20 protein-coding genes and 1 pseudogene are annotated in these 20,858 nt (G+C 63.5%); 8 read left to right on the top strand and 13 right to left on the bottom strand.

Going from position 1 to position 20,858, the window contains the following annotated elements:
• Positions 1 to 50: 50 nt before the first annotated feature.
• The gene (locus tag J7573_RS03400; RefSeq protein WP_027919712.1) at positions 51 to 830 is read left to right on the top strand and encodes a TSUP family transporter; all 780 of its coding nucleotides are present in this window, start codon (positions 51 to 53) and stop codon (positions 828 to 830) included.
• Between the two features lie 15 nt (positions 831 to 845).
• On the opposite strand, the gene J7573_RS03395 is transcribed toward J7573_RS03400, so the two are convergent.
• From J7573_RS03395 to J7573_RS03380, 4 genes and pseudogenes are all read right to left on the bottom strand, one after another.
• Positions 846 to 1,379 (bottom strand): hypothetical protein, encoded by a 534-nt coding sequence (locus tag J7573_RS03395; protein WP_294325975.1) that lies wholly within the window; start codon positions 1,377 to 1,379, stop codon positions 846 to 848.
• Positions 1,353 to 1,697, bottom strand: a pseudogene (locus J7573_RS03390) (RHS repeat-associated core domain-containing protein); the annotation flags it as partial. The gene J7573_RS03395 and the pseudogene J7573_RS03390, both read right to left, overlap by 27 nt.
• 104 nt (positions 1,698 to 1,801) lie before the next feature.
• Positions 1,802 to 2,632 carry an NAD(+) diphosphatase gene (gene nudC / locus J7573_RS03385; RefSeq protein WP_294325660.1) on the bottom strand — a complete coding sequence of 277 codons (831 nt, stop codon included), beginning with the start codon at positions 2,630 to 2,632 and terminating at the stop codon, positions 1,802 to 1,804.
• 34 nt (positions 2,633 to 2,666) lie between these two features.
• Positions 2,667 to 3,479 (bottom strand): crotonase/enoyl-CoA hydratase family protein, encoded by an 813-nt coding sequence (locus J7573_RS03380; protein WP_294325658.1) that lies wholly within the window; start codon positions 3,477 to 3,479, stop codon positions 2,667 to 2,669.
• A gap of 162 nt (positions 3,480 to 3,641) precedes the next feature.
• Between J7573_RS03380 and J7573_RS03375 the strand changes: the two genes are divergently transcribed.
• The 4 genes from J7573_RS03375 (at position 3,642) to J7573_RS03360 (ending at position 7,182) form a co-directional block, all read left to right on the top strand.
• Entirely contained in the window at positions 3,642 to 4,277 is a 636-nt protein-coding gene (locus J7573_RS03375) for a dihydrofolate reductase family protein (RefSeq protein ID WP_294325656.1), read from the top strand.
• A 73-nt stretch (positions 4,278 to 4,350) separates the two neighbouring features.
• On the top strand, positions 4,351 to 4,929 hold the full coding sequence (locus J7573_RS03370) for a lipocalin family protein (protein ID WP_294325654.1): 579 nt from the start codon (positions 4,351 to 4,353) through the stop codon (positions 4,927 to 4,929).
• A gap of 74 nt (positions 4,930 to 5,003) precedes the next feature.
• Positions 5,004 to 6,146: a PD-(D/E)XK nuclease family protein gene (locus J7573_RS03365; protein WP_294325652.1), complete on the top strand. Its 1,143-nt coding sequence runs from the start codon at positions 5,004 to 5,006 to the stop codon at positions 6,144 to 6,146.
• A 73-nt stretch (positions 6,147 to 6,219) separates the two neighbouring features.
• The gene (locus J7573_RS03360) at positions 6,220 to 7,182 is read left to right on the top strand and encodes a ribonuclease Z (RefSeq protein ID WP_294325651.1); all 963 of its coding nucleotides are present in this window, start codon (positions 6,220 to 6,222) and stop codon (positions 7,180 to 7,182) included.
• A 140-nt stretch (positions 7,183 to 7,322) separates the two neighbouring features.
• Here J7573_RS03360 and J7573_RS03355 read toward each other — a convergent pair whose 3' ends face one another.
• The gene (locus tag J7573_RS03355; RefSeq protein ID WP_294325649.1) at positions 7,323 to 8,606 is read right to left on the bottom strand and encodes a Zn-dependent hydrolase; all 1,284 of its coding nucleotides are present in this window, start codon (positions 8,604 to 8,606) and stop codon (positions 7,323 to 7,325) included.
• A gap of 11 nt (positions 8,607 to 8,617) precedes the next feature.
• Positions 8,618 to 10,117, bottom strand: coding sequence for an NCS1 family nucleobase:cation symporter-1 (locus J7573_RS03350; RefSeq protein WP_294325647.1), 1,500 nt, complete (start codon positions 10,115 to 10,117; stop codon positions 8,618 to 8,620).
• A gap of 357 nt (positions 10,118 to 10,474) precedes the next feature.
• On the opposite strand from J7573_RS03350, the gene hydA reads away from it, so the two are divergent.
• The 3 genes from hydA (at position 10,475) to preA (ending at position 14,683) form a co-directional block, all read left to right on the top strand.
• A complete protein-coding gene (gene hydA / locus J7573_RS03345) occupies positions 10,475 to 11,914 on the top strand; it encodes a dihydropyrimidinase (protein ID WP_261940790.1) in 1,440 nt (479 codons plus the stop codon).
• A 126-nt stretch (positions 11,915 to 12,040) separates the two neighbouring features.
• On the top strand, positions 12,041 to 13,408 hold the full coding sequence (locus tag J7573_RS03340) for an NAD(P)-dependent oxidoreductase (protein WP_294325642.1): 1,368 nt from the start codon (positions 12,041 to 12,043) through the stop codon (positions 13,406 to 13,408).
• Positions 13,409 to 14,683 carry an NAD-dependent dihydropyrimidine dehydrogenase subunit PreA gene (gene preA, locus J7573_RS03335; protein WP_294325640.1) on the top strand — a complete coding sequence of 425 codons (1,275 nt, stop codon included), beginning with the start codon at positions 13,409 to 13,411 and terminating at the stop codon, positions 14,681 to 14,683.
• Positions 14,684 to 14,723: 40 nt separating this feature from the next.
• Here preA and J7573_RS03330 read toward each other — a convergent pair whose 3' ends face one another.
• The 7 genes from J7573_RS03330 to gnd form a co-directional block, all read right to left on the bottom strand.
• Positions 14,724 to 15,344, bottom strand: coding sequence for a TetR/AcrR family transcriptional regulator (locus tag J7573_RS03330; RefSeq protein ID WP_294325963.1), 621 nt, complete (start codon positions 15,342 to 15,344; stop codon positions 14,724 to 14,726).
• A complete protein-coding gene (locus J7573_RS03325; protein WP_294325639.1) occupies positions 15,344 to 15,700 on the bottom strand; it encodes a VOC family protein in 357 nt (118 codons plus the stop codon). Before J7573_RS03325 ends, J7573_RS03330 begins: the two co-directional genes overlap by 1 nt.
• 59 nt (positions 15,701 to 15,759) lie before the next feature.
• The gene (locus J7573_RS03320; RefSeq protein ID WP_294325638.1) at positions 15,760 to 16,047 is read right to left on the bottom strand and encodes a HigA family addiction module antitoxin; all 288 of its coding nucleotides are present in this window, start codon (positions 16,045 to 16,047) and stop codon (positions 15,760 to 15,762) included.
• 15 nt (positions 16,048 to 16,062) lie between these two features.
• On the bottom strand, positions 16,063 to 16,341 hold the full coding sequence (locus J7573_RS03315; protein ID WP_294325637.1) for a type II toxin-antitoxin system RelE/ParE family toxin: 279 nt from the start codon (positions 16,339 to 16,341) through the stop codon (positions 16,063 to 16,065).
• A gap of 106 nt (positions 16,342 to 16,447) precedes the next feature.
• Complete coding sequence (locus J7573_RS03310; protein WP_294325635.1) at positions 16,448 to 18,244, bottom strand: glycoside hydrolase family 15 protein; 1,797 nt, start codon at positions 18,242 to 18,244, stop codon at positions 16,448 to 16,450.
• Positions 18,245 to 18,370: 126 nt separating this feature from the next.
• The gene (gene zwf, locus J7573_RS03305; RefSeq protein WP_294325632.1) at positions 18,371 to 19,876 is read right to left on the bottom strand and encodes a glucose-6-phosphate dehydrogenase; all 1,506 of its coding nucleotides are present in this window, start codon (positions 19,874 to 19,876) and stop codon (positions 18,371 to 18,373) included.
• Positions 19,876 to 20,856, bottom strand: coding sequence for a phosphogluconate dehydrogenase (NAD(+)-dependent, decarboxylating) (gene gnd / locus J7573_RS03300; protein ID WP_294325629.1), 981 nt, complete (start codon positions 20,854 to 20,856; stop codon positions 19,876 to 19,878). Before gnd ends, zwf begins: the two co-directional genes overlap by 1 nt.
• Between the last annotated feature and the right edge of the window lie 2 nt (positions 20,857 to 20,858).

Raw genomic sequence — 20,858 nt, 5'->3', positions numbered from 1 at the left:
TCCAGCGCGGCGATTTGCCGCACGCCCTGCCCTCTGCCTGCCAGACACCCATGCCCTTCGAACTCACCGTTGAACCGCTCACCCTGCTGATCCTCGCCCTGGTCGCCTTCGTCGCCGGTTTCATCGATGCCATCGCCGGTGGCGGCGGCCTGTTGACCACCCCGGCGCTGCTCACCGCCGGCATGCCGCCGCACCTGGTGCTCGGCACCAACAAGCTCAGCTCGACCTTCGGCTCGGCCACCGCCGGCTTCACCTACTACAAGCGCAAGCTGTTCCACCCGGCACAATGGCGCCCGGCCCTGTTCGCAACGTTGGTCGGCGCCTCGATCGGTGCGGTGGTGGCCCACTACATGCCGGCCGAATGGCTGAACAAGATGCTGCCGGTGATCGTCTTCGCCTGTGGCATCTACCTGCTGTTCGGCGGCACGCCCAAGGCACCGCTGGATGCCGATGCGCCGATCAAGAAGAAATGGCAGTTCCCCCAAGGCTTCACCCTCGGTTTCTACGACGGCGTGGCCGGCCCCGGCACCGGTGCGTTCTGGACCGTGAGCACGTTGCTGCTCTACCCCATCGACCTGGTCCGTGCCAGCGGCGTGGCACGCAGCATGAACTTCGTCAGCAACATCGCGGCGCTGACGGTGTTCATCATTTCCGGGCAGGTGGATTACATCGTCGGCCTGTGCATGGGCCTGTCGGTGATGGTCGGCGCCTTCTTCGGCGCACGCACGGCGATCAGTGGCGGCAGCAAGTTCATCCGCCCGGTGTTCATCACCGTGGTGCTGGCGCTGACCGTGCGTTTAGCGTGGCAGCACTGGTTCGGGCAGGCATGATGCTTTAAGTATTTTCTACTTGCGAACCGCCTTCACTGCGCCGGGAATAAATGTGAGTGGCTCGGCTATTCTCGGCGCATAAGGAACCGGAGGAAGCTCCATCATCCCCAGTACAGGGTCAGTCTCTGGTTGGAGATTCATGAATTGCGCTTTGAGGTGAAGGGTAAGATATTTATAGGAAATAACAGGTCTACCCAACTCATCAGCGACCTGTTGTGCTGCGCCGCTTGCCCCCGCCGAACAAGCAAACAGGTAGATAGGCTTCTTCGAATCTTTGCCATATGAACCCAACCCTCTCAATCTGGGCGCAATTTCTTTCCTGGTAACATCCTTAGCTGGCACCATCTCTCCTTTTTGATTCATCAGCACCGGGCCTTTCTCTGCGTTGCCGTGGGTCACGAACCCGGCGTGACCACTCTTGAATACTTCTTTGTGGAACGAACTGGGTGATTTCTCGGAGCCCGGATAAAGAATTTGATAATCACCCTCGAACCTTATCGTCTTACGAAACCACCACCGAATGGCACCCGAGGGATCAAGGTAGTTCACGGGGTCCCCTGCGCAGTAACCGTACGCGTTCACGCCCCCCTTACGAAACGGGCTTAAGGCGTCTGGCGAGTGAAACCTCTGCAATTCACAGTTATAAGCTCGATAACCATTACCCAGCAGATACAGGCCTGACAGCGAATCTCGGAACTGCGCGTTAAATCCTAAAAGCCGCTTACCAAGCGCGTAGTTATCATCCCCATAAGACGTATAGCTAAATGTGGTGATTGGTGTTGCGCGAGAGCGGTCGAGCACTGATCCGTCTAAAAGCAGGTCACCACTTCTTGTACAGTCGTCTCCCTCGGAAATGAAATGTGGCATAGAGCCTCCCATTTGATTTCCGTTCAGACTAAGTATTCAGAACGAGTCTTGAAACTATCATAAATGATAGTTCCCCTTTTCCTGTTTACGCTCAAAAGGTACGGCTAGTGAGGCAATCCTGGTTCGGGCAGGCCTAAACGTCTGGCGACATACAGGTCAATCAGGTACCGGGCGATGGACCGCCCGGCCGGCAGCGGCGGCAGGTCATGGACGCTGAACCACTGGGCGTCCTCGATCTCGTCCGGCTGCATGACGATCTCGCCACCGGCATATTCAGCATGGAAGCCCAGCATCATCGAGTGCGGGAATGGCCAGCACTGGCTGCCGACGTACTGGATGTTGCGCACCTCCACCGCCACCTCTTCGCGCACCTCGCGCACCAGGCAGTCCTCGGCGGATTCGCCCGGCTCGGCAAAGCCCGCCAGGGTGCTGTAAACGCCCGTGACGAAGCGCGGCGAACGGGCCAGCAGGATCTCGTCGCCACGGGTCACCAGCACGATCATGCTCGGCGAGATGCGCGGGTAGCTGCGCAGGTCGCAGGGCTGGCAGTACATCGCCCGCTCCCAGCGGATCTGCGTCATCGCCTGGCCGCAGCTGCCGCAGAAGCGGTGTTCGCGGGCCCAGGTGCCGATCTGCGCGGCATAGCCGAGCACCTTGTAGGTGTCGAAGTCGCCTTCCAGCATGAACGCGCGCAGCCCGCGCCAGCTGCAGCCAGGCACCTCGACCGCGCTGCGCAACTCCAGCAGGAACACCGGCTCGCCGTCGAAGTGGCCGATGCCGTGCTCACACAGCACGTCGAGGTCCTGGCGCTTGAGCCAGTCGCGGGGGAACAGCGCGCCGTTGGCGTCCACCAGGAACCCTTCCGGGCTGCGGGCCACGGCCAGCCCCCCGGTGATCTGTGGGTCGAGTACTGCGGTAGTCCAGCGAGCTGACATGTCGGGGGTTCCTTTGCTGCGTCCCCCGGCCCGGTCAGTCGGCGAACGTCGGTTTCTGTTTGCTCATGTGCGCCGCCACGGCCACGCGCAGGTCTTCGGACTGCAGCATCGCGGCGTTCCAGGTGGCGATGTAGTCCAGGCCATCGTCGATGCGATGGTCACGCATGTAGCTGAGCATCTCCTTGGTGCCGGCCACGGCGATCGGCGATTTTGCGGCAATCTCGCGGGCAATGGCAAAGACCCCGTCGAGCAGCGCGGCCTGATCATCATAGACCCGGTTGACCAGGCCGATGCGCAGCGCCTCATCGGCTTCCACGTTGCGCCCGGTGAAGGCCAGCTCACGCATCATGCCGTCGCCGATGATACGTGGCAAACGTTGCAAGGTGCCGACATCGGCGGCCATGCCCATGTCGATTTCCTTGATCGAGAATTGCGCATCGCGGCTGCAGTAGCGCATGTCGCAGGCGGAGATCAGGTCGATGGCGCCACCGATGCAGTAGCCCTGCACTGCCGCCAGCACCGGCTTGCGGCAGTTGTCCACGGCATTGAAGGAGGCCTGCAGGCGCTGGATGGTCTTGCGCAGGAAGCGTGCGTTGCGGCCGACATCCTTGCCCATCTGCCCGGCCAGCGAGGCCAGCATCATCAGGTCGATACCGGCGGAGAAGTGCTTGCCGGCACCGCTGATCACCACCGCGCGCACGGCATCGGTGTCGTCGATCCACTGGAAGATCTCGACGATTTCCGCCCAGAAGGCCGCGTTCATCGCGTTGATCTTTTCCGGGCGGTTGATCTGCACATGGGCGATGTTGTCGGTCAGTTCGACCTTGAACGCGGTGTACTCGGTCACGGGCGGCACTCCTGTGGGGAAAGGGTTCACGGCGTGGATGGTAACCCAGGCAGGTGACCGTGCTTGTGCCAAAAACGGGACTGCTTGCCCTGTCGAAATCGCCGCGCGCCGTTCGACCATAGGTGAATCATCACCCCCGACAGGTCTTTCAGGAGAGCCCCCATGCGCAAACTCATCGTAGCCGCCTTCGTCAGCCTCGACGGCGTCATGCAGGCCCCCGGCGGGCCTCAGGAAGATACCAGTGGTGGTTTCACCTTCGGCGGTTGGCTCGTGCCCTATGCCGAGGAAGTGTTTGGCCAGGCGATGCAGGCACTGTTCAGCCAACCTTTCGAATTGCTGCTGGGCCGGCGCACCTACGACATCTTTGCCGGCTACTGGCCGAAGGTGAAAGACGACACCGAGGAATTCTCCATCGCCAACCTGTTCAACAGCGTGGCCAAGCACGTCGCCACCCATGACCCGGACAGCCTCGATTGGCACAACAGCCATGCGCTGGGCGCGGATATTGTCGCGGCGGTACGTGCCCTCAAGCAGCAGGAGGGTGCCGATCTGCTCACCCAGGGCAGCGCCGATGTGGTGCAACAATTGCTCGCCGCCGGCCTGGTCGATGAGCTTCAGCTGCTCACCCACCCCGTGCTGCTGGGGCATGGCAAGCGCCTGTTCGGCGACGATGCTGCACCATGGGCGTTCACCCTGAAGCATTCGCAAGTGACGCCCAAAGGCGTGGTCATCGCCCGTTATGTGCGTGTGGGCGAAGTGCAGACCGGCTCATTCGACCTGCCACCGGACAATGCCTGAACCGATACAACTTTTGCGCCCCGCCCGCATCGAACCAAAGGTAAGCCCCACACTCGCTGACAGGAGGTTTGCCATGGCGATGCGCACGGCCCTGATGCTTTCCTGCATGACCTTTGCCCTGATGGGCTGCATCGGTTCCAACGACGATCACCGCTCCCCGCCGACCACCGAGCAGGTCGACCTGCAACGCTACCAGGGCACCTGGTACGAGCTGGCGCGCCTGCCGATGTTCTTCCAGCGCAACTGCATGCAGTCCGAAGCCCATTACGGCTTGCGCGAGGATGGCCGCATCGACGTGACCAACCGCTGCAAGGAAAAGGACGGCACATGGAACGAAGCCCGCGGCATCGCCGAAGCCCAGGTGCCGGGGAAGACCGACAAGCTCTGGGTGCGCTTCGACAACTGGTTCAGCCGCCTGGCGCCGGAGATGACCAAGGGCGAGTACTGGGTGCTGTACCACGACAAGGACTACCGCGTGGCGCTGGTCGGCCACCCCAACCGCGAATACCTGTGGCTGCTGTCACGCACGCCAGCGATCACTGACCAGACCCGTGACCAGCTGCTGGCGATTGCCCGTAAGCAGGGTTATGACACCAGCAAGCTGATCTGGCGCGAAGAACCTGCTGGAAACCCCGCGCCATCCAACAATTGAATGCGGCGCTTGTACTGCGCGATAGTGGCTCAATAGAATCAATGCCGCTATCGCGAGCACAAGGAGACGCTCAATTGCTTAATCTGATCAATCGCGCAGCGGTGTTGCGTGCCGAGCATCATCGCCCTCCCAGCTTCAATCTTTTCACCTTGCTGCGCAGCGCTTCTGATGAGGTCCGCCTGCACTCACGTTTCCTGGCATTCCTCCTGGATCCCCAAGGTGCTCACAACGCAGGTGCGAAACCGTTGCAGTCGCTGCTTGAAGGCCTCGGCATTGCGCACTTCGACTGCCGAGGTGCCACTGTTCAAGTTGAGTATCGAAACATTGATATTCTCATCCGCAACAGCAAGCAGCAGGCAATCATTCTTGAGAACAAGATTCATGCAGAGGACCAGCACGAACAGCTTTACCGCTACGTAAAAACGCTGCAGTCCGAGGGCTTCCAACAGATTGATACCCTGTACCTCACCCTCGATGGCGAAGATGCGGACAGCAAGAGCTGCAAAGGGATCGACTACCACCGAGTCAGCTACTCCAGCGACATCCTGGAATGGCTCGAACGCTGCCAGGCCTGGGTAGTTCGCGAAGCGGCGGTACGCGAAAGCCTGCTGCAGTACATCGACCTGATTCGCAAGTTGACCTCAAAGGACCAAGGCCAAAAGTACATGGACATGCTCAAACAGACACTGCTCAAGGACAAGAATCTTCTACTGGTGAAAGACCTGCAAAAGGCCTATATGGAGACATTGAAGGACCTCCAGCTGGCTCTGTGGCAAGACGTGGTCGAGCAAGTGAAGCAAAAGTACCCTGAACTGCCCGCGCCTTGTGAGGCGCCAACTGCAAGCATCATCGATCGTTATTACAGCACCGCCAAGAACAACAAGTACTATGGCCTCAGCTATTCACTCGGGTTCATGCCCGGGTCGATCTATCTCGAGCTCAATCATCGTTTCTATACGGGCTACAGCTGCGATGTTGAAACCTATCCCCACGAACACGCTCGTCTGAAGGCACTGGGCGAAGTGGTTCCGAACAATGGCAACACCAGCAATGGCCTGTTCTGGCGCTACTGCACCGAGCTGAACATGAAGAGCCCGAGTGACGATCACCTGGAAGTCTTGCTTGATGCCCGAAGCAGGAGTGAGACGGCCGCACGCATGGCAGACGATCTGCACTACCTGTGGCGCACGGCTCGCGAGCTGTGCACCGAAGGGTGAGGATCATCAGCAGCCATGTTCAGCTACAAGCGCTCATTGCAAATCAAGTTAGTTCGCCGCCGGGGGACCTGAAGTGGACCTGCAGTTTCTAGGCACCTCCTCAGGGGTGCCTACAAAAGCCCGCAACGTCAGCGCCACCGCCGTCATCGAAGCCAGCGGCAAGCACTGGTACCTGGTCGATTGCGGTGAAGGCACCCAGCACCAATTGCTGCACAGTTCGCTCTCGGTGCGCGACCTGCGCGGCATCTTCATCACCCATGTGCATGGCGACCATTGCTTCGGCCTGCCCGGGCTGCTGGCCAGCGCCGGGATGGGCGGGCGCAGCGAACCGCTCGACCTGATCCTGCCCGCCGCCCTGCAGGACTGGGTGCGTTTGAGCCTGGTTGCCAGTGAAACCTACCTGCCGTTCGAACTGCGCCTGTTGCCGGTCGAGGGCCTGGGGCAGTGGCAGAGCGAGCACATCCAGGTCAGCACCGTGCAGCTGTCGCACCGGGTGCCGAGCGTTGGCTTCGTGTTCACCGAACTGAACCCTGAACCACGCCTGGACATTCAGCGGCTGGAGGCCGAAGGGATCCCGCGCGGGCCGTTGTGGGGTGACCTGGCCAAGGGGCTGGTGGTCGAGCATGACGGGCAACGGCTCGAGCCGCGTGACTACCTGAAAGCCTCGCGGCCACCGCGGCGGGTGATCGTGTGTGGCGACAACGACAACCCGGCATTGCTCGCCGAGGTCGCAAGGAACGCGGATGTGCTGGTGCATGAGGCGACCTATACCCAGCCCATTGTCGAGCGCAGTGGCAATACGTTCGGGCATAGTACGGCGGCGGCAGTGGCGCAGTTCGCTGAAACGGCGGGGGTGCGCAATCTGGTGCTGACGCATTTCAGTGCGCGGTACCAGGGGGACCCAAAACGCAGCCCGTGCATTGATGATGTGCGGGATGAAGCGCAGGCCCATTACTCCGGGCACCTGACTTTGGCTCAGGACCTGCAGCGTTACCATATCGACCGTGATGGGTGCCTGGTCGCCGTTCAGGCTTGAGATCGCCGGGGCTGCCTTGCAGCCCATTCGCGGGCACGCCCGCTCCCACAGGTTTAGCGCAAGCCTTGAAGCATGTGCGGTCACTGTGGGAGCGGGCGGGCCCGCGAATGGGCCGCAAAGCGGCCCCTTTCAGTGCGTTGCTATGCTGCCAGGCGCCCGCGGGCGATCGCCTCCGACGCCGCCAGCATGGCCCGCAGCAACACCGCGCAACCTGCCGCCAGGTCCTCGGGCGTAGCGTTTTCGATCTCGTTATGGCTGATGCCATTCTCGCAAGGCACGAAGATCATCCCCGCCGGCCCCAGCTCGGCGAGGAAGATCGCGTCATGCCCTGCCCCGCTGACGATGTCCATGTGTGGTAGTCCCAGGGCCTGGGCCGACTGGCGTACGGCATCGACGCAGCCGCGGTCGAAGTACAACGCCGGGAAGTCCGCCGTAGGCACCAGTTCATGGCTCAAGCCGTGCTTGGCACAGGTCGCCTCGATCACCGCACGCACTTCGGCGATCATCGCGTCCAGCTGATCACCCTCCAGGTGACGGAAATCCAGGGTCATGCGCACCTCACCGGGGATAACGTTGCGCGAACCGGGGTAGGCCTGCAGGCAACCGACCGTGCCACAGGCGTGTGGCTGATGGGCGTGGGCGGTGCGGTTGACGGCTTCGACCACGGCCGCAGCGCCCACCAGGGCGTCCTTGCGCAGGTGCATCGGGGTCGGGCCGGCGTGGGCTTCGACGCCGCGCAGGGTCAGGTCGAACCACTTCTGCCCCAAGGCGCCGAGCACCACGCCGATGGTCTTGGCCTGGTCTTCGAGGATCGGCCCCTGTTCGATATGCGCTTCGAAGTAGGCACCGACCGGGTGGCCGAGCACCGGGCGCTGGCCGGCATAGCCGATGGCGTTCAGTGCCTCGCCTACCGAAACGCCCTGGGCATCGTGCTTGGCCAGGGTTTCTTCCAGGGTGAACTTGCCGGCGAACACACCCGACCCCATCATGCACGGCGCGAAGCGCGAGCCTTCTTCGTTGGTCCACACCACCACTTCCAGCGGTGCCTCGGTCTCGATGCCCAGGTCGTTGAGGGTGCGCAGCACTTCCAGCCCGGCCATCACGCCGAAACAGCCATCGAACTTGCCGCCGGTGGGCTGGGTGTCGATATGGCTGCCGGTCATCACCGGTGGCAGCTTGGGGTTACGCCCAGGGCGCCGGGCGAAGATGTTGCCCACCGCATCGACGCTGACGCTGCAACCGGCGGCCTCGGTCCATTGGACGAACAGGTCGCGTGCCTGGCGGTCGAGGTCGGTCAGTGCCAGCCGGCACACGCCGCCCTTGGCCGTGGCGCCGAGACGGGCCAGGTCCATCAGAGATTGCCACAGGCGTGCGCTGTCGACGTGGCGCTCGGTGGATGTCAGCACAGGCTGGGATTGGCTCATGGTGTTTCTCCTCAGGCATTTTTATTGGTTTGCGCTGGCGCGATCGCTGGCCCGCGCACCGCCATGCCGCCCAGGGCGTAGTACAGCGCCCCGCCCAGCAGCGACCCGGTGAACCAGCCATAGTCGTAGAACCAGCTGAAGCTGCTGTTGCCGATGGCCAGCAACGTCAGCGCCACCGGCAAGGCGAAGGCGGCAAAACCCGCCCAGTTCCACGCCGGGTACACGTCGTCGCGGTACAGGCCGGCCAGGTCCAGGCGTTGGCGGCGGATCAGGAAATAGTCCACCACCATGATCCCGGCGATCGGCCCGAGCAGGCTGGAGTAGCCCAGCAACCAGTTGGAATAGACGCTTTCCAGGCTGATGTCGGAGACGATCCAGCCGAGCTTCTTCAGCAGTTCGTGGCTCATCAGCGCCAGGCCGATGAAACCGGTCAGCCACACGGCGCGGCTGCGCCCGATCAGGCGCGGGGCGATGTTCTGGAAGTCGTTGGTCGGCGAGACGATGTTGGCGGCGGTGTTGGTCGACAGCGTGGCGATCACGATCAGCGCCATGGCCAGCGCCACCCAGCCGGGGCTGTGGATCTTGCCGATCAGGCTGACCGGGTCGGACACCGTTTCACCCACCAGCGACGCCGAAGCGGCGGTCATCACCACACCCAACGAGGCGAACAGGAACATGGTCAGCGGCAGGCCGAAGACCTGCCCGAGAATCTGGTCCTTCTGGCTTTTCGCATAACGGCTGAAGTCGGGAATGTTCAGCGACAGCGTGGCCCAGAAGCCGACCATGGCCGTTAGCCCGGCGCAGAAGTAGCCGACCACGCTGGCCCCTTCCGGACGCTTGGGCGGCTGGGCCAGCAGTTCGCTCATCGACATGTGCGGCAAGGCCCAGAACAGCAGGCCGAAGCCGACCGCCACCAGCAGCGGCGCTGACAGGGTCTCCAGCCACTTGATCGACTCGGCACCGCGCAGCACCACCCACAGGTTCAGCGCCCAGAAGATCATGAAACCGATCACCTCGCCGGTACCGGCCAGCGCCTTCCAGCCGTCGAAGATCGAGCCGAGGAACAGGTGGATGGCCAGGCCGCCAAACATTGTCTGGATGCCGAACCAGCCACAGGCCACCACCGCGCGGATCAGGCACGGCACGTTGGAGCCGAGGATGCCGAACGACGAGCGCAGCAGCACCGGGAACGGGATGCCGTACTTGGTGCCGGGGAAGGCGTTGAGGGTCAGCGGGATCAGCACGATGAGGTTGGCCAGCAGAATCGCCAGCAGCGCCTCGCCCACGCTCAGGCCGAAGTAGGCCGTGAGCACGCCGCCGAGGGTGTAGGTGGGCACGCAGATGGACATGCCCACCCACAGCGCGGTGATGTGCCACTTGTTCCAGGTGCGCTGGTGCACCTTGGTCGGTGCGATATCGTGGTTGTAGCGCGGGCTGTCGAGAACGTCACTGCCCGCGGACAGCTCGAACAGGCCTGCCTGCTCGATCACTTCCGATCTGCTCTGTTGCATGGGGCCTTCTCCAGATTTCTTGTATTTGTATGCTCATCGGGCTAATGCGATGGCCGGAGTAAACGCACGCTGGAAACTGCTGGATTCGCGTAGAAAATCTTGCCTATTTTTTGATCCTGTCAAGTCAGACAGCATGAATGGAAAGCACCACCCGCCTCACTTTTTTCAGAGTTATTCATATTTATCAGCAACATAATGACCACAAGCTTCATCTGGAATATTTTCTTGCTCAAATGCCAATCAGCAACTAGCCTCGATTCTTGTCAGGTCTGACAGGATTGAACCAGCCTCCAGGCCATGGCCAATACAACAATTCCAAGAACCGGCACAGACCGGTCAGCCTGCGAGGAAGACGGCATGTCCCTGTTGATCCGTGGCGCCACCGTGGTTACCCATGAAGAGAGCTATCCCGCCGATGTCCTGTGTGTCGATGGCCAGATCCGCGCCATCGGCAAAGACCTCGAAGCCCCTACCGACTGCGAGATCCTCGACGGCAGCGGCCAGTACCTGATGCCCGGCGGCATCGACCCGCACACCCACATGCAGCTGCCCTTCATGGGCACGGTCGCCAGCGAGGACTTCTTCAGCGGCACCGCCGCAGGGCTGGCCGGTGGCACCACCTCGATCATCGACTTCGTCATCCCCAACCCGCAGCAGTCACTGCTGGAGGCCTTCCATACCTGGCGCGGCTGGGCGCAGAAGAGTGCGTCCGACTATGGTTTCCACGTTGCCATCACCTGGTGGAGCGAGCAGGTCGCCGAAGAAATGGGCGAGCTGGTGAACCAGCATGGGGTCAACAGCTTCAAGCACTTCATGGCCTACAAGAACGCCATCATGGCGGCCGACGACACCCTGGTGGCCAGCTTCGAACGCTGCCTGCAACTGGGCGCTGTGCCCACGGTGCATGCCGAGAACGGCGAACTGGTCTACCACCTGCAACAGAAACTGCTGGCCCAGGGCCTGACCGGGCCGGAAGCGCACCCGCTGTCGCGCCCTTCACAAGTCGAAGGCGAAGCCGCCAGCCGCGCCATCCGCATTGCCGAGACCATCGGCACGCCGTTGTACGTGGTGCACATCTCCAGCCGTGAAGCGCTGGACGAAATCACCTACGCCCGGGCCAAGGGCCAGCCGGTGTACGGCGAAGTGCTGCCGGGCCACCTGCTGATCGACGACAGCGTCTACCGACACCCGGACTGGGCGACCGCCGCCGGTTATGTGATGAGCCCACCGTTCCGCCCGCGCGAGCATCAGGAGGCGCTGTGGCGCGGCCTGCAATCGGGCAACCTGCACACCACCGCCACCGACCACTGCTGCTTCTGCGCCGAGCAGAAGGCCATGGGCCGCAACGACTTCAGCCGCATCCCCAACGGCACTGCCGGCATCGAGGACCGCATGGCGGTGCTGTGGGACGCCGGGGTGAACAGTGGGCGCCTGTCGATGCATGAGTTCGTCGCCCTGACCTCGACCAACACCGCGAAGATCTTCAACCTGTTCCCGCGCAAGGGTGCCATCCGCGTCGGCGCCGACGCCGACCTGGTGCTGTGGGACCCACAGGGCACGCGCACCATTTCCGCCCAGACCCACCACCAGCGGGTCGACTTCAACATCTTCGAAGGCCGCACCGTGCGCGGTATTCCCAGCCACACCATCAGCCAGGGCAAGGTGCTCTGGGCCGATGGCGACCTGCGCGCCGAACCGGGTGCCGGTCGTTACGTGGAGCGCCCGGCCTACCCCTCGGTGTACGAGGTGCTGGGCCGACGCGCCGAGCAACAGCGCCCGACACCCGTTCAGCGCTGAGGCCGTCGGGGCTGCTGCGCAGCCCCTGTGGGAGCGGCCTTGCGTCGCGAAAGGGGTGCAAAGCACCCCCAGAATCCAACGCGATTCCGCTCGTCTGCATCCATAAAAAAAAGAGAGGCTACAACCGTGATCGATGCCCTGAACCATCTGCCGCGCCCGCGCGCCGGCAGCGACCAGTTGGCCGAGCGCTTCACCGACCTGGCCCCACCCCTCACCGCCCGCCAGGCGGCCGTCGAGAGCGCCCGCTGCCTGTACTGCTACGACGCCCCCTGCGTGAACGCCTGCCCGAGTGAAATCGACATCCCGTCGTTCATCCACCGCATCAGCGACGAGAACCTGCAAGGCGCCGCCGAGCGCATCCTGTCGGCCAATATCCTCGGCGGCAGCTGCGCCCGCGTGTGCCCTACCGAAATCCTCTGCCAGCAAGCCTGCGTGCGCAACAATGCCCAGGAATGCGCGCCGGTGCTGATTGGCCAGCTGCAACGCTACGCCCTGGACAATGCCCATTTCAGCGAACACCCGTTCAAGCGCTCGCCCGCTACCGGCAAGCGCATCGCCGTGGTCGGTGCCGGCCCCGCCGGGCTGTCGTGCGCCCATCGCCTGGCCATGCACGGCCATGACGTGGTGGTGTTCGAAGCCTGCGACAAGGCCGGCGGCCTCAACGAGTACGGCATCGCCCGCTACAAGCTGGTGGACGACTATGCCCAGCGCGAAGTGGAATTCCTGCTTGGCATCGGTGGCATCGAGATCCGTCACGGCCAGCGCCTGGGCGCCAACCTCAGCCTCGGCGAGCTACGCGACCAGTTCGACGCGGTGTTCCTCGGCCTGGGCCTGAACGCTGTGCGCCAACTCGGCCTGCCAGACGAAGAAGCCCCCGGCCTGCTCGCCGCTACCGCGTATATCCGTGAACTGCGCCAGGCCGACGACCTGACGCAACTGCCACTGGCCGACCGCTGCCTGGTGATCGGCGCCGGCAACACAGCCATCGACATGGCCGTGCAGATGAGCCGCCTGGGTGCCCGCGACGTCAACCTGGTGTACCGCCGCGGCCACGCCGACATGGGCGCCACCGGCCATGAGCAGGACATCGCCAAGGCCAACCAGGTGCGCCTGCACACCTGGGCCCGCCCCGATGCCGTACTGCTCGATGACGACGGCCGTGTGCGCGGCATGCGCTTCATGCGCACCGAACTGGCCGACGGCCGTCTGCGTGACACCGGTGAGACCTACGAGCTGGCCGCTGACGCCATCTTCAAGGCCATCGGCCAACGCTTCGACGATGCCAGCCTCGGCGACCCGGTCGCCGCGCAACTGGCGCGTGACGGCGAGCGTATCCGCGTCGACGACCACATGCGCACCAGCCTCCCGGGCGTGTACGCCGGCGGCGACTGCACCGCGCTGGGCCAGGACCTCACCGTCCAGGCCGTGCAACACGGCAAGCTGGCCGCCGAAGCCATCCATGCCCAACTCATGCTCAACGTGGAGGCAGCGTAAATGGCCGACCTGTCCATCGAATTCGCCGGCATCAAGGCGCCCAACCCCTTCTGGCTGGCCTCCGCGCCACCGACCGACAAGGCCTACAACGTGGTCCGTGCCTTCGAGGCCGGCTGGGGCGGCGTGGTCTGGAAGACCCTGGGCGAGGACCCGGCGGCGGTCAACGTGTCGTCACGTTATTCCGCGCATTACGGCCCCAACCGCCAGGTGCAGGGCATCAACAACATCGAGCTGATCACTGACCGTTCGCTGGAGATCAACCTGCGGGAAATCACCCAGGTGAAGAAGGACTGGCCCGACCGCGCACTGGTCGTGTCGCTGATGGTGCCGTGCGTGGAGGAGTCGTGGAAGTTCATCCTGCCGCTGGTGGAAGCCACCGGCGCCGATGGCATCGAGCTGAACTTCGGCTGCCCCCACGGCATGCCTGAGCGCGGCATGGGCGCGGCGGTCGGCCAGGTGCCGGAATACGTGGAGATGGTCACCCGCTGGTGCAAGCTGCACTGCTCGCTGCCGGTGATCGTCAAGCTCACGCCGAACATCACCGATATTCGCCAGTCGGCCCGCGCAGCCCATCGCGGTGGCGCGGATGCGGTGTCGCTGATCAACACCATCAACTCGATCACCAGCGTCGACCTGGACCGCATGGTCGCCCACCCCATCGTCGGCGACCAGAGCACCCACGGCGGTTACTGCGGTTCGGCAGTCAAGCCGATCGCACTGAACATGGTTGCTGAAATCGCTCGCGACCCGGAAACCCGTGGGCTGCCGATCTGCGGCATCGGCGGGATCGGTAACTGGCGCGATGCTGCCGAGTTCATCGCCCTGGGCAGCGGTGCGGTGCAGGTGTGCACCGCGGCGATGCTGCATGGCTTCCGCATTGTCGAAGACATGAAAGATGGCCTGGCACGCTGGATGGACCAGCACGGCCACCGCAACCTCGAGGCCTTCCGCGGCCAGGCCGTGGGGCACACCACCGACTGGAAGTACCTGGACATCAACTACAAGTCGGTGGCACAGATCGACCAGGAGGCGTGCATCGGTTGCGGGCGCTGCCACATTGCCTGTGAGGATACCTCGCACCAGGCGATTGCCAGCACCTTGAAGGCAGACGGGACCCATGCTTACAGCGTGATCGAGGACGAATGCGTGGGCTGCAACCTATGCCAGATCACCTGCCCGGTGGAGAATTGCATCGAGATGGTGGCGCAGGATACCGGCAAGCCTTACCTGAACTGGACCCAGGATCCGCGCAACCCCTACCGCGAGGCCAGCTGAGGCCAGGAGATCGATGGGGCTGCTTTGCAGCCCCATTCACTCATGGCTCCAGGCCTATTCCGCGCAAGATCACGCAGGTCACCGTCTGCACCGCACTTTCGAACGCAAGGTCCGACAATGGCTCGCCTTCGTTCAGCAACGCCACCTGATAACCAAAGTCGGCATAGTGCTGGGTCGAGGCCCAGATCATGTAAAGCAGCGCCGAAGGCTCCACCGGCAGGATGCGCCCCTCCGTCACCCAGCGACGGATCTTGTCTTCCTTGAGCTTCGCCCAAGGCACCAGGCTCTCAGCGAGGTTCACCCCCAGCACCGGCGCCCCATGCAGCATCTCCTCGGCCCAGATCTTCGAGCCCAGCGGCCGTGATCGTGAGTGGCCCATCTTGGCGCGGATGTAGCTGGTCAGCACCACCCGCGGGTCATCGAAATTCTCGAAGCACAGCGCGTCCTGCTTCCACACATCCAGCAGGTCCTGCAGCACCGCGCGGAACAGTTCGTCCTTGGTGCTGAAGTAGTAATGCAGGTTGGAACGCGGCAGCTCGGCCTGTTCGGCGATGTCACCCATCGAGGTGGCGCCATAGCCTTTTTCGGCGAACACCTTTTCTGCGGCGACGAGGATTTTCTCGATATTGCGACGGCGGATTTCGATCTTGTGGTTGGCCATCAGGCTTGGGCCGTCCACACAGCGAGCTCGTACCCGTCCGGGTCGATGAAGTGAAAACGGCGGCCACCCGGAAAGGCAAAGGTCGCCCGGCTGATGCTTGCCCCGGCCGCCTCGACCCGCTGTAGCGTGGCCTCCAGGTCGTCCGCATACAGGATCACCAGCGGCCCGCCCGGCCGCACCGCTTCGCCGGTGGTGAAACCGCCGGTCAAGCGACCATCGCTGAACTCGGTGTAGGTCGGCCCGTAGTCGGTGAAGCGCCAGCCGAACACGCTGCCATAGAAAGCCTTGCTCCGTGCGATGTCGCTGACGTTGAACTCGATGTTGTCGATCTGCCGATCGTGACCACGAACGCTCATGCGTGCTCCTTGCCGAATGGGGTTGCCTTAGTCTACTCCGGTACTTTCACCCGATTGAATCAGGCCGCCTGAAATAACCGGGCGATGACGGGCTGATGGCGATGGCGTGCCTGCCAGATGTCATAGTCGGCCTGAATGGCGAGCCACAGCCGTGCAGTGCTGATACCTGCCATTTCCAGGCGCAGTGCCAGGTCTGGCGACATGGCCGCGCGGCCATGCAGTACCCGCGAAAGCGCTTCTCGAGAAAAACCCAGATGCGCTGCGAAGGCCTTAACCGTCAGGCCAAGCGCTGGCAAGACATCCTCACGCAAGGTTTCGCCGGGATGCGGCGGATTGTGCAAAGGCATGATCAGCCCTCCTGTTCAGTGATAATCAAGGTAATCGACCAATTCGACATCCGAACCCACGAAACGAAAGATCAACCTCCAGTTACCGGAAACACTCACTGACCAGAAACCCGAAAGCTCGCCCTTGAGCGGATGCAGTTGCCAGCCTGGCAGGCTCAAGTCCTGCGCAACGATGGCGCGGTCGAGAAACTGCAGCTGCCGCTTCAAGCGTTTTGCGTGAGTGGCCTGAATACCCCGGGTGTTACCCGTTTCGTAGAAGAATCGCAGTCCCTTGTGTCGAAAACTGATGATCATGGGTAGCTCGCCGCGTCCATTTGGGAGACAGCCAGAGTGTGACCCCACGCATCACACGAAGCAAAATATCATGTGTGACGCAATGCGTCACACACTAAATTGATCCCTAACCACAACGCGCCCGATCGCGCACCGGGCACTCTGCCCGGTGCAGGTTCAGCGCCGTGTTGATGATGCCGATATGGCTGAACGCCTGGGGGAAGTTGCCGAGCATGCGCTTGCCGGCAGGGTCGTACTGCTCGGCCAGCAGGCCGACGTCGTTGCACAGCCCGGTGAGCTTTTCGTACAGCGCCTGGGCCTCGGCCTCGCGCCCCAGCAGCACGTACACATCCGCCAGCCAGAACGAGCAGACCAGGAACGTGCCCTCCCCCGGCGTCAGCCCGTCGCTGCAGCTGTCGCTGTCGTAGCGCAGCAGCAGGCCGTTCTTCAGCAGGCGCTGCTCGATCTGCGCCAGGGTGCGCTGAAAGCGCGGGTCCTCGGCCGGCAGGAAGCCGGTCAGGGCGATCTGCAACAGGCTGGCGTCCATCTCGCTCGAACCATAGGCCTGGACGAAGTGCTGGCCGCTGCCATCGAGCCCGCGCGCGCAGACCTCCCGATGGATCTCGTCAGCCACCTGCCGATAGTGCCGGCCTTGCTCGCGGCCTTCCTCGGTGGTGTCGGCCAGCCCCGCCGCACGGTCGAAGGCGACCCAGGCCATGACCTTGGAATGGACGAAATGCTGACGGCCACCGCGCACTTCCCAGAGCCCCTCGTCAGGGTCGCGCCAGATGCGCTCGACATAAGGCAGGATCAGCCGGGAAATCGCTGCACTGCGTGGGTGGCGCGGCAGGCCGCCCTTGATCGCCTGGGTCATGGCGTCGGCCAGTTCGCCGTAGATGTCCAGCTGCACCTGCTCCGATGCCGCATTGCCGACCCGCACCGGCTGCGAGTGTTCGTAGCCGGCCAGCCAGGGCAAGGTGTACTCGGTGAGGTCGCGCTCGCCCGCCAGGCCATACATGATCTGCATCTGCTCAGGGTTGCCGGCCACCGAACGCAGCAGCCATTCGCGCCAGGCCTGGGCTTCGTCGAAATAGCCGAGGTTCATGAACGCCAGCAAAGTCATGGTGGCGTCGCGCAGCCAGCAGAAGCGGTAGTCCCAGTTGCGCTCGTGGCCGATGCGTTCGGGCAGCGAGGTGGTGACCGCGGCGACGATGCCGCCGGTGGGCGCGTAGGTCATGGCCTTGAGGGTGAGCAGCGAGCGGCGCACCAGGCCAGTGTAGGGGCCGACCTCAGGGCAACGGTCGGCGAACGCCTGCCAGTGCGTGAGAGTGTGTTGCAGCGCCTGGTCGATGTCGCAGTCGGGTTGCACCGGCAAGTGCGAGGGCTGGTGACGCAGGCTGAAGAGCTGGCGCTCACCCGCCCCCACGCGAAAACGGGCGACGGTGTGGTGGTCGAGGCCGTGGGGTACCACGCTGCTGCGCAGGATCACACGATCGGGGCCGGCCACCGCGCTGAGGGTCAGCGGGTCGATTTTCTCTACCCACGGCACGCTACGGCCGTAGTCGAAGCGCAGCACCAGGTCCATTTCAAAGTTGGTTTCACCTGACAGCCCCTCGACGATGCGCACCACCGCGTTGACCTCGTCCAGCGGCATGAAGTCGAGCACCCGGGCGCGGCCGCTGGCCGTGACCCAGGTGGTTTCCAGCACCAGGGTGTCGCCCAGGTACTGGCGGCTGCTGTGCTCGACGGGGTCGCTGGGCGCCAGGCGCCAGCGGCCGTTCTCTTCGTTGCCCAGCAGCGCGGCGAACACGGCCGGGGCGTCGAAGCGCGGCAGGCACAGCCAGTCGAGCGAGCCGTCGCGGCTGACCAGGGCGGCGCTGCGGCAGTTGCCGAGCAGGGCGTAGTCTTCGATGTGGGCGGGCATTCAACCTCCTTTATGAGGTTGCCTGCTCGGGCCTCTTCGCGGGTAAACCCGCTCCTACAGGAGTACTCAAACCCCTGTGGGAGCGGGTTTACCCGCGAAGAGGCCCGAGCAGGCAACAAAGAATTTTCACCCCAGCTTGTGCCACTCGCGCTTGTCGCGAGTCAGCAATTCATTGCCTTCTTCGGGGCCGTCCTGCCCTGCCGGGTACTCATGCACCTCGCCCCCCTGGGCCCAGGCATCGAGGAATGGCTGCACCGCGCGCCAGCCGTTCTCGATGTTGTCGGCCCGCTGGAACAAGGTCTGGTCGCCGGTCAGGCAGTCATAGATCAGCGTTTCGTAACCCGTGGCCGGGGTCATCTTGAAGAAGTCCTTGTAGGCAAAGCCCAGCTCGATGTTCTCCATCACCAGCTCGGGCCCTGGCCGCTTGGCCTGCAGGTCGAACCACATGCCTTCGTTGGGCTGGATCTGGATCTTCAGGTAATTGGGCTTGGGCCGTTCCAGCTCCGACTCGCGAAACTGCGCGTAGGGCGCCGGCTTGAAGCAGATGGCGATCTCGGTGTCGCGCACGCTCATGCGCTTGCCGGTACGCAAGTAGAACGGCACCCCGGCCCAGCGCCAGTTGTCGATCATCACCTTGAGCGCCACGTAGGTTTCGGTCTGGCTGTCGGCTGCGACGTTGCTTTCCTGGCGATACCCCGGCAGCGGCTTGCGGCCCTGCTTGCCCGCCATGTACTGGCCACGCACCGAGTTCTTCAGGGCCATCTTTGCCGACCAGGGGCGGATGGCACCGATCACCTTGGCCTTCTCACCGCGCACGGCATCGGCGGCAAACGCCGCCGGTGGCTCCATGGCCACCATTGCCAGCAGCTGGAACAGGTGGTTGGGCACCATGTCGCGCAGGGCACCAGTGGTGTCATAGAACGCGCCACGGGTCTCGACACCGACCGTCTCGGCGGCAGTGATCTGCACATGGTCGATGTAGTGGTTGTTCCAGAACGACTCGAACAGGCCGTTGGAGAAGCGGCTGACCAGTATGTTCTGCACCGTTTCCTTGCCCAGGTAATGGTCGATGCGGTAGATCTGCCGCTCGCTCATCACCTTCAGCAGGCAGGCGTTGAGCGCCTCGGCACTGGCCAGGTCGGTGCCGAAGGGCTTTTCCACCACCACACGCCGGAAACCGCCGGCAGACTCGTCGAGCAGGCCGGCTTCGCCCAGGCGTTGAGCCACCTCGGGGAAGAAGCGCGGCGAAGTGGCCAGGTAGAAGATGGCGTTGCCGTGGCTGGTTTTTTCGATGCGCCTGGCCAACGCCGCATAGGTCGCAGGGTCGAGGAAGTCGCCAGTCTGGTAGTCCAGGCGCTTGGCCAGCCGTGCCCAGAGCTTTTCGTCCAGGCACTTGGCAGCGCCCTCGCCGCCTTTGTCACGCTCCTGCATGAAGGCATGCAGGCGCCCGGCGAATTCATCGGCCGTGGCCGGGTTGTGGTCGACGCCGACGATGCGCAGGTTGCGGTCCAGCAAACCGTCACGGCTGAGGTTGTAAAGCGCCGGCATCAGCAGGCGCTTGACCAGGTCACCGTTGGCGCCAAACAGGAACAGCGTGCAGGGCGGAGCAGCAGGAATGGTCTGTTTGGTCATCAGTCTTTTTTCTCGACGTGGCCACCGAAGCCCAGGCGCATGGCCGAGAGGATCTTGTCGCCATAGGTGCCCTGCTGCTGGCGCGAGCGGAAGCGGGCAAACAGCGCGCTGGACAGCACCGGCACCGGCACCGCCTGTTCGACGGCGGCGTCGATGGTCCAGCGGCCTTCGCCGCTGTCGGACACTGAACCACTGAACTGCGCAAGCGTCGGGTCGGCCACCAGTGCATCGGCGGTGAGGTCGAGCAGCCAGGAGGTGACCACGCTGCCACGGCGCCAGACCTCGGCGATCTCGGCCACGTTAAGGTCGAAGCGCTGGTCTTCCGGCAGTTCGTTGCCGCCCTTGCTGCGCAGCAGGTCGAAGCCTTCGGCGTAGGCCTGCATCAGGCCATACTCGATCCCGTTGTGCACCATCTTCACGTAGTGCCCGGCACCCGGTGGGCCGGCATGGATGTAGCCGTACTCGGCGCGCGCGTGCTCACCGCTGCGGCCGTGGGTACGCGGAATGTCGCCGACGCCCGGTGCCAGCGCCTTGAACAGCGGTTCCAGGCGCTCGAACACGTCCTTCTCGCCACCGATCATCATGCAGTAACCGCGGTCCAGGCCCCAGACGCCGCCAGAGGTGCCGACATCCAGGTAATGCAGGCCGCGCTTGCCCAGTTCGGCCGCACGGCGCATGTCGTCCTTATAGAAGGTGTTGCCGCCGTCGATGATCGCATCGCCCGGCTCCAGCAGTTCGGCCAGCTGGGCGATGGTCTGCTCGGTAGGCTCACCAGCCGGCAGCATCACCCACACCGCGCGCGGCGCCTTGAGCTTCTGCACCAGCGCGCCGAGGTCATGGGCGCCCAGGGCGCCCTCGCGATGCAAGGTATCGACGGCATCACGGTTACGATCGTGCACCACGGTTTGGTGGCCGGCGCGCATCAGCCGCCTTGCGATATTGCCGCCCATGCGGCCCAGCCCGACGATTCCCAATTGCATGA

Origin of the sequence: Pseudomonas sp. (genome assembly GCF_017744435.1) — a bacterium.
In the GTDB taxonomy this organism is placed as follows: Bacteria; Pseudomonadota; Gammaproteobacteria; order Pseudomonadales; family Pseudomonadaceae; genus Aquipseudomonas.
The sequence above is the reverse complement of the archived record's forward strand: the minus strand, read 5'-3'. Positions and strand labels throughout refer to the sequence as shown.

What these genes read in the sequence shown, in the direction of transcription:
- J7573_RS03325 (WP_294325639.1), bottom strand. Translation starts at nt 15,700, where the DNA reads ATGAGCGTTCGTGGTCACGATCGGCAGATCGACAACATCGAGTTCAAC.
- J7573_RS03330 (WP_294325963.1), bottom strand. Translation starts at nt 15,344, where the DNA reads ATGGCCAACCACAAGATCGAAATCCGCCGTCGCAATATCGAGAAAATC.
- J7573_RS03400 (WP_027919712.1), top strand. Translation starts at nt 51, where the DNA reads ATGCCCTTCGAACTCACCGTTGAACCGCTCACCCTGCTGATCCTCGCC.
- J7573_RS03370 (WP_294325654.1), top strand. Translation starts at nt 4,351, where the DNA reads ATGGCGATGCGCACGGCCCTGATGCTTTCCTGCATGACCTTTGCCCTG.
- nudC (WP_294325660.1), bottom strand. Translation starts at nt 2,632, where the DNA reads ATGTCAGCTCGCTGGACTACCGCAGTACTCGACCCACAGATCACCGGG.
- hydA (WP_261940790.1), top strand. Translation starts at nt 10,475, where the DNA reads ATGTCCCTGTTGATCCGTGGCGCCACCGTGGTTACCCATGAAGAGAGC.
- gnd (WP_294325629.1), bottom strand. Translation starts at nt 20,856, where the DNA reads ATGCAATTGGGAATCGTCGGGCTGGGCCGCATGGGCGGCAATATCGCA.
- J7573_RS03310 (WP_294325635.1), bottom strand. Translation starts at nt 18,244, where the DNA reads ATGCCCGCCCACATCGAAGACTACGCCCTGCTCGGCAACTGCCGCAGC.
- J7573_RS03320 (WP_294325638.1), bottom strand. Translation starts at nt 16,047, where the DNA reads ATGCCTTTGCACAATCCGCCGCATCCCGGCGAAACCTTGCGTGAGGAT.
- J7573_RS03375 (WP_294325656.1), top strand. Translation starts at nt 3,642, where the DNA reads ATGCGCAAACTCATCGTAGCCGCCTTCGTCAGCCTCGACGGCGTCATG.
- J7573_RS03355 (WP_294325649.1), bottom strand. Translation starts at nt 8,606, where the DNA reads ATGAGCCAATCCCAGCCTGTGCTGACATCCACCGAGCGCCACGTCGAC.
- J7573_RS03315 (WP_294325637.1), bottom strand. Translation starts at nt 16,341, where the DNA reads ATGATCATCAGTTTTCGACACAAGGGACTGCGATTCTTCTACGAAACG.
- zwf (WP_294325632.1), bottom strand. Translation starts at nt 19,876, where the DNA reads ATGACCAAACAGACCATTCCTGCTGCTCCGCCCTGCACGCTGTTCCTG.
- preA (WP_294325640.1), top strand. Translation starts at nt 13,409, where the DNA reads ATGGCCGACCTGTCCATCGAATTCGCCGGCATCAAGGCGCCCAACCCC.
- J7573_RS03350 (WP_294325647.1), bottom strand. Translation starts at nt 10,117, where the DNA reads ATGCAACAGAGCAGATCGGAAGTGATCGAGCAGGCAGGCCTGTTCGAG.